General features: G+C 40.8%; 13 protein-coding genes. 11 read left to right on the plus strand and 2 right to left on the minus strand.

Annotation, left to right across the window (positions count from 1 at the left end):
- Positions 1-143: 143 nt before the first annotated feature.
- Positions 144-3281, plus strand: coding sequence for a CHAT domain-containing protein (locus BM386_RS22780; protein WP_170857165.1), 3138 nt, complete (start codon positions 144-146; stop codon positions 3279-3281).
- 3 nt (positions 3282-3284) lie between these two features.
- Here BM386_RS22780 and BM386_RS22785 read toward each other — a convergent pair whose 3' ends face one another.
- Positions 3285-4004 (minus strand): tetratricopeptide repeat protein, encoded by a 720-nt coding sequence (locus BM386_RS22785; RefSeq protein WP_091698386.1) that lies wholly within the window; start codon positions 4002-4004, stop codon positions 3285-3287.
- The gene (locus BM386_RS22790; protein WP_091698387.1) at positions 3994-4551 is read right to left on the minus strand and encodes an RNA polymerase sigma factor; all 558 of its coding nucleotides are present in this window, start codon (positions 4549-4551) and stop codon (positions 3994-3996) included. The genes BM386_RS22785 and BM386_RS22790 overlap by 11 nt, the downstream gene beginning before the upstream one ends.
- Positions 4552-4741: 190 nt before the next feature.
- Between BM386_RS22790 and BM386_RS22795 the strand changes: the two genes are divergently transcribed.
- From BM386_RS22795 to BM386_RS22840, 10 genes are all read left to right on the plus strand, one after another.
- The gene (locus tag BM386_RS22795; protein ID WP_091698388.1) at positions 4742-5287 is read left to right on the plus strand and encodes a hypothetical protein; all 546 of its coding nucleotides are present in this window, start codon (positions 4742-4744) and stop codon (positions 5285-5287) included.
- Between the two features lie 113 nt (positions 5288-5400).
- Entirely contained in the window at positions 5401-6669 is a 1269-nt protein-coding gene (locus BM386_RS22800; protein ID WP_091698390.1) for a hypothetical protein, read from the plus strand.
- Between the two features lie 115 nt (positions 6670-6784).
- On the plus strand, positions 6785-7348 hold the full coding sequence (locus BM386_RS22805; RefSeq protein WP_091698392.1) for a hypothetical protein: 564 nt from the start codon (positions 6785-6787) through the stop codon (positions 7346-7348).
- Positions 7349-7468: 120 nt separating this feature from the next.
- Positions 7469-7897 (plus strand): lipocalin-like domain-containing protein, encoded by a 429-nt coding sequence (locus BM386_RS22810; RefSeq protein WP_091698393.1) that lies wholly within the window; start codon positions 7469-7471, stop codon positions 7895-7897.
- Positions 7898-8124: 227 nt separating this feature from the next.
- On the plus strand, positions 8125-8736 hold the full coding sequence (locus tag BM386_RS22815) for a hypothetical protein (RefSeq protein ID WP_139235978.1): 612 nt from the start codon (positions 8125-8127) through the stop codon (positions 8734-8736).
- Positions 8737-9769: 1033 nt separating this feature from the next.
- Positions 9770-11959 carry a tetratricopeptide repeat protein gene (locus tag BM386_RS22820; protein WP_091698397.1) on the plus strand — a complete coding sequence of 730 codons (2190 nt, stop codon included), beginning with the start codon at positions 9770-9772 and terminating at the stop codon, positions 11957-11959.
- Entirely contained in the window at positions 11956-12693 is a 738-nt protein-coding gene (locus BM386_RS22825) for a LytR/AlgR family response regulator transcription factor (RefSeq protein WP_091698399.1), read from the plus strand. Before BM386_RS22820 ends, BM386_RS22825 begins: the two co-directional genes overlap by 4 nt.
- 214 nt (positions 12694-12907) lie before the next feature.
- Complete coding sequence (locus tag BM386_RS22830; RefSeq protein ID WP_091698401.1) at positions 12908-13129, plus strand: hypothetical protein; 222 nt, start codon at positions 12908-12910, stop codon at positions 13127-13129.
- Positions 13130-13146: 17 nt separating this feature from the next.
- Complete coding sequence (locus BM386_RS22835) at positions 13147-13713, plus strand: hypothetical protein (protein ID WP_091698402.1); 567 nt, start codon at positions 13147-13149, stop codon at positions 13711-13713.
- 258 nt (positions 13714-13971) lie between these two features.
- Positions 13972-15177 (plus strand): YbjN domain-containing protein, encoded by a 1206-nt coding sequence (locus tag BM386_RS22840; protein WP_139235979.1) that lies wholly within the window; start codon positions 13972-13974, stop codon positions 15175-15177.
- Position 15178: the final 1 nt, after the last annotated feature.

The following is a 15178-nucleotide window of genomic DNA, read 5'->3' on the forward strand; positions in this document are numbered from 1 at the left end:
CCTTTTTGATATTAAGGGATTATCGCTTTTTTGAAACTTAACTCACAGGGGTAAGACCTTCCGAACTAATTAATCCTATACGAAAAATAACTTATTGTAAGCCCCTATACACTATCTATACTTTCAGAAACAGACCGATGAAAATGAGCGAGTACTTTTCAATTTTCAAAACAAAAGCCAGTTTTTTACTCCCTAAAGGATCACTGCTGATTTTACTTATATGTTCCTTTACCATAAACCAAGGATTATCCAGACAGCAATCCGATGCCAATCTTCAGGAATTGATATCTTATACAGACAGTCTGCTTTCCAAGGAAAACTACCTACAGGCTGCTATTATCTTTCAGCAAATAACTGCTAAGTTTCCATCCAGCCATCCCGATTATTTGCTGTATAATAGCAAATCCCACTTTGCCTCAGGACTACACTATTCCAGCCAAGAAAACTATCAGGAAGCACTCCTCGAATTCGACCAAGCTTTGGAACAAGGGAAGCTACTGGTTGAATCCAAGCATATAGACTATGTGAAAGACCTAAGCATAGAAACGTACCATAATCTAGCCAATACAGGGGATTGGGCTAATTCATTAAAAACCGCAAAAAAATGGTATGAGGTGCTTGAAGCGCATCTCAAGCCTCTAGACCAAGCCGATTTTGTATATGACATTGCCTTTCTTCATGATAAGAATAATGAATACCATGAGGCCATAAGGGTATATAAGGAAGCCATCAGTCATTATGAGGCACTACCTGAGGATGACCTGAACCCCTCAAATCTTGCGCTTGCATATAATAATTTGGGAACCATGTACGCAGAGACTGGATTTTTTACCCAACGGAAGGAATGTTACCTAAAGGCGAAAGCGCTTTGGGAATCAGATCCAGAAGTGGATAAAAGTAACCTGATTTCTATTTACGGAAACCTAATGCGGCTGTACCGTACCTACGGAGATAAAGCCGGAGCCAAGGAATTAATCCATGCAATAAACTCAAAATTTGACCAGTGGGTGAGCGAAGATTCATTTGGTAAATCAGCATTCAAGGCAGATCAAAAGCCTGCACGAATGTATCAGGTGGACAGACACCGGATTAACATTCTCTATTATGACCTGAATGATGACGCAACTGCTGCCTTGGCCCATTTAGACAGCCTGAGAAATGACTACCGCCAGTTATCAAGAAAACACCAAATCCAATACTCAGACTATTTGATTAGTAGCATTCTTAACGCTGCGGCTATTCTGGATGAATATGATGACAGCCAAGTAACCCAGGAGAAAATCCGCTTATTGGATTTGGCCATGAAAGAAAGTATAGAAAAGGATAATTACTACTTTGAAATGCTTTCCAATGCGGACTATTGTAAATTCTGGCTATTTAGTTCCAATAACTTAGATCAAGCACTGAGCTACCTAAACAATGCCCTACAAATCGGAAAAAACCATGATATCCGTGAAGTAAACCTCCTTAACCTGTCTTTGAAAAAAGCGGATATTTTACAACAGATGGGAGATTTCTCCCAAGCCGAACAACTGGTGAAACGTGCATTTTCACTTTTGCTTTCTGAAGAAGTGCAGCATATGATGCAGGTTCAAGAAGATGATTTCAGAGAGCGAAACAGTGTATATTATATCAATGCTGTAAAGGAAACTGCCAATGTCTATCGCAACCAATATGAACAAAGCGGGGATAAGGATTTGGGGCAAATCAGCTATCATCTTTATGACTTAGCTGCAATTATTTTTCAGAAATATTATCAAAAGGGCGCATATAACCCGAGTTTGAACATGACCTCTGGAATTATCCACGAAGGTTTAATGTCACTTCATCTTCAACTGGACAAACCTCTGGTGGACAGCTTACTGGTCCGAGTGGAAAACAACACCTCTCAACTGCTCTGGAGGGAATTTGAGGCAAAACACCAAGAATTTTTGGCTGTACCTGACAGCTTATTGCTGATGCACAATCAACTGCGGTCCAGCTTGGCCATTCTTGCGCAAGAAGGCTCGGGTAAAGACCTAGATAAAATTCAGAAGCTACAAGCTGAGCTTCAGGAAAACGAAGCTAAAATCTCGACTTACGATTCTTCCTATTTTGGTTTTTTCGATGGGAATATTGATCTCAGCACTATCCAAAACCAGCTCTCCGATGAAAGGGCTATAATCCGGTACATCGCTACTGAAACAAGACTATTTGCCTTTGTGGTGAGTCCAAGAACTACCCAATTGTTTGACCTTGGAGATAAAAAACCAATCCTTGATCTTTTGGATGATTATCATCAACAGATCCAGCTTATCCAGCCCGATGTAGCGAAACTTTCCAGACAACTTTATCAAGCCCTAATCACTCCATTACAACTTGATGACCCAAATCTCAGGAACCTTGTCATCATCCCAGACAGCAAACTGAATTTTCTTGCTTTTGAAAGCCTGGAAAATCCCGATCAGACCGGAGTCCTAGTGCAGGATTATACGATCAGTTATTCCAATTCCTTTAAGCTTTGGACACTGCAGCAATTTTCTGGATACGAAGGCAACAGTACCGGCACAGTAGCGGCTTTTGTGCCAGAGTATCCCAAATCGTATCTCAGCACCCTAGAAACCCAACCGGTAACACGCAGCCGTTTAACCTATTTAGAAGGTGCTCTGGATGAGGCAAATTACATAGTGGATCGCTTGGGAGGTGAGCTTTTTCATCAAGAAAAAGCAAACAAAAACAACTTGTTAAAAGCCATTGGCACCTTTCAGGTTTATCATTTTGCAACACATGCTGTGATGGATAAGGACAATCACGAAAATTCAGGGATCTTCTTTCAGGATGGGGAGCGTATGTCCTATTCAGAAATGTATCAATTGCGATTTCCTGCCGAACTGGTCGTTCTCAGTGCATGTAATACAGGCATAGGAACATTACAGCCAGGAGAGGGAATGTTGAGTTTATCCAGAGCACTTACCTATGCGGGTGTGAAATCCTCTGTTTATAGCCTATGGCAGGTACCCGATGAGGAAACAGCCATACTGATGCGTTTATTTTATGATTTTTTGGAAGATGGCAACTCCAAGGAAGACGCCCTGGCCAAAGCCAAAAAGGAATTCTTGGCAGAAAACCCCATGAAGCAACACCCCTACTACTGGGCTGGTTTTGTGCTCAACGGTAACACAAAAGAGCTTTCCACAGAGGGAAAATGGACTTATATTATCCAGTACGGGCTGTATGCCATACCTGCATTGCTGATACTACTCGGCACGCTCATGCTTTATCAAAAAAGAAAATTAAACTAGGTATCACTTAGTATTGTCCAGCTCATTCAACAAGTCAATGGCCTGGGAGGAAAGAAAACCACCAGCCTCCCTCACCCTTTCCAGACAGAATCTAGCCTGGGATTCCTGCCCTTCTTTTAAGTAGGCCAAAGCGAGGTACCATTGTGCTGCTTCATAAAATGAGTCCTCCTCCTTCTGCTGCTCGAGCAATGGAATAGCCTCGGCACTCCGATCTAAAGCCATCAGAGAAATCGCCTGATAGAACAGATCAGCTGCTTTTTGGTTTTCCTCAAACAAGGTCGCGAAAGCATCGTTTGCTTTTTCATATTCCCCTTTTTCATACCATGCAAAAGCCTGGGCAGAAAGCCCGCTTTGCTCAGCATCACTTCGTACGATAGGTTCTACTACATTAGGATAAGGTTCAAAATAGGAATAATACAGATTTTCGGAATCACGCGAGAATTGAGCACTACCCCACCAGCCCATTATCCCAAAAAAAAGTATCGCAGCAGCTGCATACCACCACATTTTCTTGGTATTTGACTGGGGATCCAGCGTATTGAATCTGGCTTTCAGTCTTTCCCTTTCTTCTAGGCGGATAGCCACTTTCATTTTTTCATGGAAGGCAACCTCCTCAGCAAATTGCTGATCTTCGGACATAAGTTTATTAAACTCCTGTTTTTGCAAGGCAGTAAGGCTATTGCTTAGATACCCATCAATTAATACTTCCTGGTCACTTTTCATATGCCCCGACTAATTTTTTTAGTTGTCTAATACACCTGGATTTCTGGCTTTTCACGGTATCCTTTGACTCATAGCCAAGTTGCATTTGAATCTCTTCTAGTTTCTTGCCTTCGTAATAAAACATACGCAATACCTCTTGGCATTTTGGCCCAAGCTGCCTTAAGCCAGTTCTTAAAACGGCCGTCTTTCCATCCAATTCTTCTTCCGAAGGCATTTCCTGAATGGATATGTGATCCAACAGGTCTTTTTCCTCAAATGGAAAAACATCGTATTTCTCCTCCTTTCTGAGGTACTGAATCAGCTTGTATTTCCCTATGGCAAATAGGTAGGTTTTGATACTGCTTTGTAAGGTAACCAGCTTTCCATCCAGTATATTTTCATAGAAAACGATAATGCTCTCCTGATAGATATCCTTGATTTGCTCATCGTGAAGCTGATATTTTCGTGCAAAAGTGAGAAAGTGGTCCCTGTTGTCGGAATAGATTTTTTCCAGTTTTTCTTTATCCCCTTTCCGGATGTCCTGTACGAAACGTTCCTCCTTGTTCATTAATAGCTAATTCAGGTAAAAGTAAACCCTAAGCGGGCAAAACTACATTTTTTTTCTAGGGCGTGTTTACTTTTTCCAACTTTTCACATGAAGTGGTTAGAGACTCCAGATAAGCTCAAAACCAGAGTGCAAAGATGCTCATCACGTCTTAAACTAAACCTTATTTAAATTTTAACCAAATCAATTCAAAATGAAAAAATTATTGATTATCGGCGCATTTTTAACCGCCTTCATTAATTCCTCCTATGGCCAAGAAGGAACAATCCGTGTAAATCCAGCAGTCATGTTAGGTGTCCCAATTGGGGATTTTTCCGAGGTATATGGAATGGGAGTAGGAATTGGAGTGAAAGGTCTCTATAGCCTAAACACAGGTGGGGAATTAACCTTTTCTACTGGATATACCCGATTCGGTCTCAAAGACAGCTATGCTGCTGGATTAAAGGGTTCACTAGGGATAATTCCACTTTTGGCTGGGTACAGACATCATTTGGAAAGAATCTACCTAGAACCACAGCTGGGATTATCCATCAACAGCAGTACAATCAAAGGCTCCTTTTTGGGAATGGACAGCTTTGGGGGAAGTGCTTCCTCTACCTCTTTGGGTTATGCCGCAACGGTCGGCTATTTTTTGGGGGACATTGACCTTTCACTGCGCTATCAGGGCTTAGCCCTATCCGGGGATGGACTTGGATTCATAGGTATTCGAGTAGGCTATCAATTTAAACTTAAAAACTAAACCAATCTAGTGTTGAAATCGAGCCTTTTATCCGAAACCAGGCATGACTCAGGAGTCAATGACAAATGCCTAGCTAGTTCGGTGCAGGCTTTTAACCCTAAAAAATAAAAACAATGAAAACTTATCCATTATTAGCCAAGAAGATCCATTATGTCCTGGCCACTGTACTTTGTATCTCCTTATTCTCCTGTGAAAAAAGCGAAGATGAGGATCCTGTAGAAGAAATCCTCCCCCCTATTGTTCTGGCTTGTGATTATTTTAATTCATCCCAGATTTTAGTCAATGATCCCCAAAGACCGGTTGATTATGTCATTGAGTGCTGGACAAGGGTCCAAGGAAGCCTGGAGATTCAGCCCGGGGTGGTGATTGCATTCGAACAGGATGCTGGAATGCTGGTTGACTTGGACAATCAACTCTTTGAAATCAGGGGTACCGAACAGGAACCTGTAATCCTAACGGGCACCGTACAGCAAAAAGGACACTGGAGAGGCATATATTTCACTGAGGCCCACAACCCCTCAAACCTTATTTCCAATACCATCATTGAATATGCGGGATCAGAATTACTCAAGTCCTCTTCTCCCTCATTAGGTGGTAGCCTCGCATTAAGGAATGTGTCAGGTACACCGCCGCAGAATTTAACGTTGGAAAGTGTTGAGATCAGCAGTGGAGGTAGTTACGGATTGGATCTGACTACCAATTCTGTAGTCTCTGTTTCAAATCTGACCATCACCGCAAATGAAGGAGTGCCGGTAAAAGTAGCCGCAAATAAAGCGCATCTTTTGGATCAGAACTCAACATTCACAGGGAATAGTAGCGACTTCGTCAATATTGTAAGTGACAACTACGAAATAGAAGAGATGACGGTCAGCTGGAAGCAGCTCGATGTACCTTACCTGGTGGATGGAAGGGTTCATATCAAAGAAGGTGGACATCTAACCATAGAAGAAGGAGTAGAAATCCTGTTCCATCCTGACGGGTATTTGCAAACCGCAGCATTGCTTCCTCCCTATGACGTGAGTCTGAAAATACTGGGTACGGCGAGCAATCCTGTCCTTCTGCATGCCGCAAACGGAACCAACTGGGGAGGAATTTACTATGCCTTTACCCAAGAGGACAACCGAATAACCCATACCATCATCGAAGAGGCCAAGGGTGATTTTCCGGTAGGAAACCTGACCAATTCAGGGGCTATTTATATGCATGCCGACCCAAGACTCTCGGTGACAAACTCTGCATTTAATGACCTGCCAAACCATGCTTTCTATGCCTATACAGGGGCAAGCACCTCTGCTCCCGACCTACTTAATTTTACACGCAGCGATAACTCCTTCACCAATTTGGGCGGTAACGAACTTGGCTGGGGAAACGGCAGAGATTAAATCCACCATCAGTCCATCCAAAACGTCAGAGTATAGCTTTTCACTGATTTGGATGGGCTGATTACTCCTAAATCAATCCAAAATAGTCTTTAACAGTACAATAAATTGAACTATCATGCGCAGTTTAGTCAAGCAAGGTATCCTTGCAATTCTATTGGGTATCTGTCTAATACTCCAATCCGGATGTGGTAAAAGTGAAAGAGATGAACCAACTATCCCAAGCAATTCATCCCATTCCTACGACATCAATATAGCCAGTGGAGAAGCATTTTCCGGACAAATTCCTAAGGAAACAGCAGGTGTTTACAATAGCGTCTCTTTTGTAAACTATGACCCGGAACAAGAACGAAAAACTATAACTATTCTACTTCAGGAAGCGGGAAAAACTCAGGTTACCGTAGGCTTGATTCTAGACCATGACAATCAACCTGCCTCCTTAATTAAAAATGGAGAGGAAATCTCTTCCAAAGTAACAGTTAACAAGTGGGGTGAAGAACTTCGATATACTTCAGTTCAGTGTACTTTTTCTCTGAAAGCGTATCAGGAACACAGTATAACCGCATTTGGTGATGAAGCAACTGTTGCTGCTTTGTCCTTGGAATTTGAAGGATTTTTTCAAGCCTCTACTTCAGGGGAAGAGGTAGAAGTAAGTGGCGCTATAAAAATCGCCGCACCTTAACTGCTTTAGTAGGATTAGAGTAACTCACAGGGGCACGAATCAGCCTAATTAAACCCCAAAAAACCGATAATCATAAGAATAGAATTTCCTTAAACAGTATTAAATCCAACATTCAATACCATGAACACAATCAATAAATACCTAAGCTTTATACTTGCAATGATGCTGATTTGCAATGTAGCTCCTGCACAAACAACCACCATACTACCGGAAGATCTCGTAGGAACCTGGGAAATTCAAGGAACTCTAATGGGGGACGATGGTTCGGGCATGTTGCTTCCCCATAAGCATGCATCAGAGGACTGTAAAAATCACAGCGTTTTTATGGAAAACAATCAGGGTAAAGAAGTCAGATATCAAGAAAACTGTGAAGCTAAAGAACAGGAATTTTCTTGGAGTCTGGAAGCAGACAGCTTGACCTTGACCCGCGGGGAGCGGAGTATCACCTGGCATATTCTCAGCCTTGAGGATAATACCATGAAAATAGGTGTGCAGCTTCGGCCTGATTCTGAAAAGAGAATGTATGTCGTCTATGAAAAGCAGAAATAGGTTTTTCATTAACCATACCTTCTAAAATCGAATGCCATGTACCTGGCAATCGCACAACTGAAAAATCAATTGGTAAGAGCTATCCTGCCTGAAAGGCAAGAATGACACATAGGTCACACAACTTGTCCCGAAGCAAGTTCGGGACAAGTATGATTATCAATTCAACAAGAACCCATTTTAGCACATACCTACTGTTCTGAGCGGGTTAAAAAAACAACTTTAAAAACATGAAAACTTTTAAATACAATTTCCCCGTAGTCGTTGCTTTAATGCTCATTACTGCATTTGCCTATGCACAGAAATCATCGAGCAGCATAAATTTGGAATTTAATCCCAAAGAAGCGCTGGTAAATCAAGCTTTTATCTCTGGTCAGATTGATGTGAGTACATGGAAAAGCTTCCAGAAAAGTAAAGGGAAAATTGACTGGAATAAGATAATAGCCCCAAGCGGACAAATTATAAACAGAAATAATTCCAAAATTCGGCTGACCATTTTCGCCTTTGCAGATGGGGAGAGGCAGAATATTGTTTTAGGAAAAACCACCCTAAAGCCAAAGCAGAAAAAGTCCATGAAGGAATTAAAACTCCAAAATCTTCATGAGCTGGGAAAACTCCTTTCCAAGAAGAAGGCTAGGATAGCAATTCTAATGGAACTTACTTCAAAGTCCCAGTTAGATGCTGAAATTATAGGCTTGTCTTTCCCCCTAGAACCAAAAGCTTTTCCAGGAGATATGTTTTTCCCCGGGGATATGTTTCTGCCCAAAAAACAATTTGAACCCAAGGTTTGGCTGGGCAAGTTCACAGAAAAACCTATAGACTTATCCAGTATCAGGCTTTAACAACTGGACTAATCCTCAGAATTCATCCTAATAAATTGATAAAAAGAGTACTTCATGGACATTTGCCTGATCGGTAAAAAACCGAAACATACTATCGACTACCTGATTTACCACTTCCCCAAAGAAAAACTACTGTTTGAAGATGATTTGGTTTGGATACCGATGGAGGTAGAGCCTAAAAATGCAAGCCCGCGACAAATCGGACTCTAGCATGCTATTCTGGATATGGGATTAGAGATCAAACGATCATCCAGTCCTGGCCAGTGTCGGATTATGGAGTGAAAACGATTATTCCTTTTGAAGAATTGGAAAATAGCCTAAAAAATCTCAACCAATGATCCTAAAAGAACTAGCCAAAACTAGCTCATTTGGAATTGGCTGGTTCATTTGCTAGTCGAGAAAAGCGAAAATCCTGCGTCTAATTGCGGGAAATTGCGAGGAGGATTGGGAAAGGTGGAATTCAAACTGGGACATATGAATCGTTAGAAAAATCTAACCAACCAAGCTATCCGAGAGAACCTTGATCGGTATTCAAACCCATAACTAGACGCGGGCATTCCATATGACCTTAAAAAATCAAATTATAAACATATGAAATCGAGCATGTCGATAACGACACACACTAGGATGTTTATAAACGCTGTGAGATTCCATCCCGTATCCTTCGTCACGGGACAGGTTGTGGCCATTGAAATACAAATTATAAACACATGAAATTTACCAAATGGAAAGTTCGAATCTGCTTTTAACCAAAGATCCCTTCCCCCTTTTCATCACATTCATTTTTATGACTAAAACATCCAATAACAACTACGAATATTGATTCAAGTCTTACGGATTTCTTTTTGATGATGGATCCAATCCAGAAATCTGGTCCAATTCTACCGAAAAGAGATTAAATCAATTATTTTGGTCGAGATTAGAAACTCATTAAAAACGCAAAAAATCAAAAAAGAGTCTAATGTGAATAGGGTTAAGGTCTATGTTCATCCTCATTTTTTGAATTGCCTCTAATCAGATTTCTCATAAGATCATGCGCATTACTTTTAGGATTATTCTTGGTTTTTTGCTCGCCAACCTAGTTTGGACAAGTGCATTTGGGCAAACCCCAATCCTTGATAGCTTACAATCAGCCTTAGAACTACATACCAATCAAGATACCATTCGAGTCAATCTTCTAAATGATCTTGCATTCTCCTTTTTCAGCAGAGACATCCCAAAATCCCTGGAATATTTGAGTGAATCCGAGGAGTTGGCCGATGCTATCGGGTTTAAAAAAGGAAAGGCAAGAAGTATATACATCAAAGGAATTACAGAAGCTATTCAATCCAATTATGATCAGGCTTTGCAGTATTATGATCAGGCACAAAAACTGTATGAAAGCATCAATTTCAAAAAGGGAATAGCAAACAGTTACAATGCCATGGGGATTACTTTTAGAAATAAAGGTGAACTCAGGGATGCCATTGAAAACTTTAAAAAAGCAATTGAAATCGAGGAGGAAATCGGAAGCGATAATCTTTCAGCAAGCCTCTTGAATTTAGGAGCTGCTTATGAAGGATTGGGTGAATTTGATGAAGCCATTTCTAATTTGAATAAAGCGCTTTCCATAGCTGAGGCAAATCAAAACGAACAACGGATTTCCTATAGTATGAACAATTTGGGTAACGTCTATAGGAAGTTAGGTAATTATCCCCTGGCCCAAGAACATTTCAAAAAATCATTATATATGAATGAGATACTGGGGGACAGTATCAGTATGGCTCATAACCTTGGGAATATAGCCGCGATCTATAAGATTCAGAAAAATTATGATAGAGCTATGGAAAGCTTTGAAAGCTCATTGGGAATCTATGAACGGATCAACAGTAAACAAGGGGTAGCCAATACCCTGAACGGAATAGGAACCATCTATGAGGAAAAGAAGGCGTTTGATAAAGCTCTTCAAACCTATTTTAAGGCTTTAGAAATAAGTAAACAAATAGATGCAAGCGGTGAAATACCTTTTATTCTAAATAATATCGGGGGGACTTATCTGAAACTTAATGACCTTGAAAATGCAATTTCCTACTTCTCCGAATCAGAAAAAATCAGTTTGGAAATTGAAAGCGTAGAGACATTATCCGGAGCTTATATCGGACAGTCCAGAATTTTTGCAAAACAAAAAAAGTATGAGCCGGCGCTGTCCAAGGCGCTGAAAGCCTATGAAATCTCCACAACATCGGGGTTCTTAAACCATCAAAAAGAAGCCTCAGAAATGCTTTCCTTAATTTATGAAGCAACGGGAAATTATAAAGAAGCGCTCAAAAACCATAAGCAATATAAACTACTGGACGACAGCCTTTTTAATAAGGAAAACATAGAAAAAATAGCCCAACTGGAATACGAGTATAAATATAAGTTGGAACTCGATTCTGCCAACATCAGAGAACTCAAGCTGACAAAAACGGTTTTGGACACCTCGCAGGACCTGGCAAAAACGAGACAAAATTACCTCTGGGCCATCATTGGCATTCTATTGATTTCCATCGCATTAGGAACATTGATTTTTATAGAAAAACTGAAAAACGAAAAATCCAAAACCAAAAATGTCATCGTGGAGCAAAAACTGCTTCGTTCCCAGATGACGCCTCATTTTATCTTCAATTCTCTCTCCGTACTCCAAGGGATGATCCTTAATAAAGAGGAAGGAAAATCAGTGAACTACCTGTCTAAATTTTCTAAACTCCTGCGAATCATATTGGAAAACTCCAGGGATAAACTGGTTTTGCTTTCCAAGGAAATCACTGCAATGGAGAATTATCTTTCTCTCCACAATCTGGAAGACAATCAATTCCGATTTTCAATACATGTGGCCGATCAAATTGATCCAACAGCAATAAAAATCCCTCCTATGCTAATTCAGCCATTTGTGGAAAATGCGATAGAACATGCATTCCATGGGCAATCCGGAGAAAACAAAATTGATATTTCTCTTAGGATGAACCAGGGACAACTTATCTGTACCATCTCTGACAACGGAATAGGAATAGATTCCCAGACAGGAAATCGATCAAAAACAAAAAAATCTCTGGCAACCACCATCACTTCAGAGCGGCTAAAAATACTATCCAAGGACCTTAAAATGAAAGGGGAAATAAGCATAGCCGATAAATCTAAATTCAATGAAAAAGGAACCCTAGTGACTTTGACAATCCCCTATCAACAAAGCCAAGAATCATGAATGCACTGGTTATTGAAGACAAGGCTTACATCAGAAAAGGCCTGATCAATTTGCTCCACTCCGTCAGCGCTGAGATCCATGTCATCGGTGAATGTGGGTCTGTAAAAGAGGCAGTGATCGTTGCCAATGCCTGCAATCCTGAGCTGGTATTTTTGGACATCAATTTATCCGATGGGACAGGCTTTGATTTTTTGGATCAAACCGAACATCTGGACTTCAAGGTCATCTTTATAACAGCGTATGAAGAATTCGCACTCAAAGCCCTGAAAATCGGAGCTGTAGATTACCTGATGAAGCCAGTGGACCCGGAGGAGCTTCAGATCGCTTTGAAAAAAGTGCAGAGCAAAAGTTCGGTCCAACAGAAAGAGCAGATCAATCGAACTAAAAAAGTCTGGTACCAAGATGATTCCACGCTAGTGCTTTCTTTAAGCGACAGTTTTCAGGTAATTGACCTATCCGAATTATTGTATTGCGAGTCTGATAAAGGTTATACCACTTTTCATTTATCAAACGGAAAAAAACACATGGCTTCCAAACCCATCAAAAGCTATGAGGAACAACTTGAAAAAGCCCATTTCACAAGACCCCATCAGTCCTTTATGGTAAACCTGAAGTTCATTGACAAATACGACAAATCAGGAACCATTTATTTAAAAAACGGGAAGCAAATCCCCGTTTCCTTCCGAAAAAAAGATGCTTTTTTGACCACTTTTCTAGAGTTCAACAGGCATTAAAATCTCTTCTAACTTAGCAAAACACCCTTTTCCCCAATTTTCAACAAAACGAAAAGCAGTCAACTTTTTACAAATATACAGTTAGGCATTACGGATATAGACTGGCTATTTCACCAGTACTAAAAAATTCCAAGATTGATCTTATGATTTCAGGAGTTCAAGGAATAACAGACCTTGAGCGCTTTTTTTAAAAAAAATTTAAAAGATCAAACAAATGGAAGACATCAAATCAAAACTTGGCCAAGGCGGACTATTACTAGCTGCTATGGGAATCATTTCAATGCTTCTCTCAATTTTCAATTACAACATCAGGCTATTGGCCTGGATTGATATCTGGGGAAGTGGAATGGGCTGGATCATTCGGATTCTGCTGATTGTCATTGGTGGGGCACTGTTCTACATCTACGGCAGGGATACTGAAGAAATTGAAAACTAATCTATAACCACCAAGAAATGAAAAGCCTTCAAATCCCTTGTCTATTCCTTTTACTGACATTCCTGATTTCTTGCGGTAGTGGCGCGAGCAATCAAGAAGCAAATGAAGATGGCTTCCTGGCCATAGAAGAAGCTCTGAAAGACCAATTTGGAGCCGATGCATACTTTACCGATTTAACAATCACACATAATAAATCAATTGGAAACATCATCTCAGTGACGGTCACCGATGATCCATCTTCTCTAAAAATGGGACAATGGACACAATCCAATGACAGTTGGACACAAACCTCCGACATCACCTTGGAAGTGTCTGAAGGCATGAATGCTTCCGACTTCATGTTCCAATTGGGTGATCCGATCGACCTGGGCAAACTGGGTGGCCTGGTAGAAAAATCCAAAGAGAAATTAGCCGAAGAAAAGGAGATCCCTAGCCCTTCATTTCATATGGCACTAGTGAAAATCCCCAAAGATGGAGTGCGGTCAAAGATTGAATACCTAGTCCTCCTTCAGCCAGAAAACGGAGGAACCACCTTCACCTATAGCTATGATCTAAGCGGGAATTTCATTTCTATGGATTATTAATCTAAAATGATTATCTGCAATGATGCCCCTAGTCTTAAAATCTTTGCTTATCTGGTCGGAAGACCGATGACCGAAGACCGAAGCAGCCTCATTTGTTAAGTTTAACATATCCGACATTGCTTTTGCCTCTTTACTGGTAGAAAAGCGGATAAACATAGAATTCTAAATCAGGAAACCTTTCCAATAATCATCGCTGGATTGGTGACCCTATTTTTCAAAAAGCCAGAGGTCAATGCAAACCCAGCCAAAACAAATACCATGAATAATAACCTAAGCTACTTCCCTCCCATCAATCCCAAAAAGGCCTCAACAAAACAGGATGAAAAGTGGGATGAATCAATAGCCTTATTTAACAATAGACAATATGAATTAGTCCTCCCAACACTTTTGGACTACATAGACAGCAATCTGAGAACGAAGAGAAAGGGAAAAACCTATGAAATAGCGCATGGATCTGTGGTGCTGTTCATTTCCCAAACGGAGACAGAACTAATCATCAAATGCCCCTTTTTAACTATAGAGGATTCCAAGAAAGTACCCTTGATGAGGCGTTTGGCAGAGTTGCGGATGTACCCCCTCAATTTGGCCAACTTGACACTGGAGGGAGATCGGGTCTTTTTCACTTTTTCTTGTCCTATCCAGCTATGTGAGCCTTATAAAATTTATGGCGTTTTACGCGAAATCTGTTTGTACGCCGACAGCTTTGACGATGAATTAATTGAAAAATTCGGTGCAGCCCACCTTCAGGAACCAGCCGTCTCTCCTTTCCCGGATAATTTGAAAGAACAGGCTTATGGCAATTGTCAGGCAATTCTTTCAGAAGGCCTAGAGCGATTTAACTATTACATGGAAAAGCGACAGGCAAACAATGCTTGGTACACGCTGAGCATCACTTTTAAAAAGCTGGAGTTTTACTCCGAACCTCAGGGCTATTTCAGAACTCTTATCGAAAAAGCGGTGGATGGAATCCAGGATCGAAGAATGCAGTTTCAAACAAGGCTACAGACCGGGAAATCAAGTCTTGAAGTGTTAAAAAACCATCCCAAGGAAAAGTTTCTTTCCGATCTCTATCAAGTAGAAACGTTCGTCCCTCACAAATACAGCGGCAAAAAAGAGAATATCAGAGAAAATTGGGAGGACAGTTACTATGAGGCAAAGGAGCAAATCTCCAACCGCCAGTTTGAAGATGCCTGCAACCTCATGCAGTCCTGTTTTTACAGTCTATTCTATTACAATCTGGTAAATGAATCCACCAGTAAACCCATCACGGATGCTTTGGCACAAGCAAGTCAAATGGAATGGAATCTTGCAGCTCCAATCTTGATGAACGGGATGGAATCCATCATGGAAGATTCACTTTTCGGCCAGGAATTCGGCATGGACCTATCCAAAATCATGGGGGCTCAAATGCAGGAATCCATGGCAGCAATTCAACAGATGATGGCAAACTTTAAGACTTATTGAA

Source organism: Algoriphagus locisalis, assembly GCF_900116615.1.
Classification (GTDB): Bacteria; Bacteroidota; Bacteroidia; order Cytophagales; family Cyclobacteriaceae; genus Algoriphagus; species Algoriphagus locisalis.

Coding starts and splice junctions, on each gene's coding strand:
- BM386_RS22810 (WP_091698393.1), top strand. CDS start 7,469: ATGAACACAATCAATAAATACCTAAGCTTTATACTTGCAATGATGCTG.
- BM386_RS22790 (WP_091698387.1), bottom strand. CDS start 4,551: ATGAACAAGGAGGAACGTTTCGTACAGGACATCCGGAAAGGGGATAAA.
- BM386_RS22820 (WP_091698397.1), top strand. CDS start 9,770: ATGCGCATTACTTTTAGGATTATTCTTGGTTTTTTGCTCGCCAACCTA.
- BM386_RS22840 (WP_139235979.1), top strand. CDS start 13,972: ATGAATAATAACCTAAGCTACTTCCCTCCCATCAATCCCAAAAAGGCC.
- BM386_RS22800 (WP_091698390.1), top strand. CDS start 5,401: ATGAAAACTTATCCATTATTAGCCAAGAAGATCCATTATGTCCTGGCC.
- BM386_RS22805 (WP_091698392.1), top strand. CDS start 6,785: ATGCGCAGTTTAGTCAAGCAAGGTATCCTTGCAATTCTATTGGGTATC.
- BM386_RS22825 (WP_091698399.1), top strand. CDS start 11,956: ATGAATGCACTGGTTATTGAAGACAAGGCTTACATCAGAAAAGGCCTG.
- BM386_RS22815 (WP_139235978.1), top strand. CDS start 8,125: ATGAAAACTTTTAAATACAATTTCCCCGTAGTCGTTGCTTTAATGCTC.
- BM386_RS22785 (WP_091698386.1), bottom strand. CDS start 4,004: ATGAAAAGTGACCAGGAAGTATTAATTGATGGGTATCTAAGCAATAGC.
- BM386_RS22835 (WP_091698402.1), top strand. CDS start 13,147: ATGAAAAGCCTTCAAATCCCTTGTCTATTCCTTTTACTGACATTCCTG.
- BM386_RS22780 (WP_170857165.1), top strand. CDS start 144: ATGAGCGAGTACTTTTCAATTTTCAAAACAAAAGCCAGTTTTTTACTC.
- BM386_RS22830 (WP_091698401.1), top strand. CDS start 12,908: ATGGAAGACATCAAATCAAAACTTGGCCAAGGCGGACTATTACTAGCT.
- BM386_RS22795 (WP_091698388.1), top strand. CDS start 4,742: ATGAAAAAATTATTGATTATCGGCGCATTTTTAACCGCCTTCATTAAT.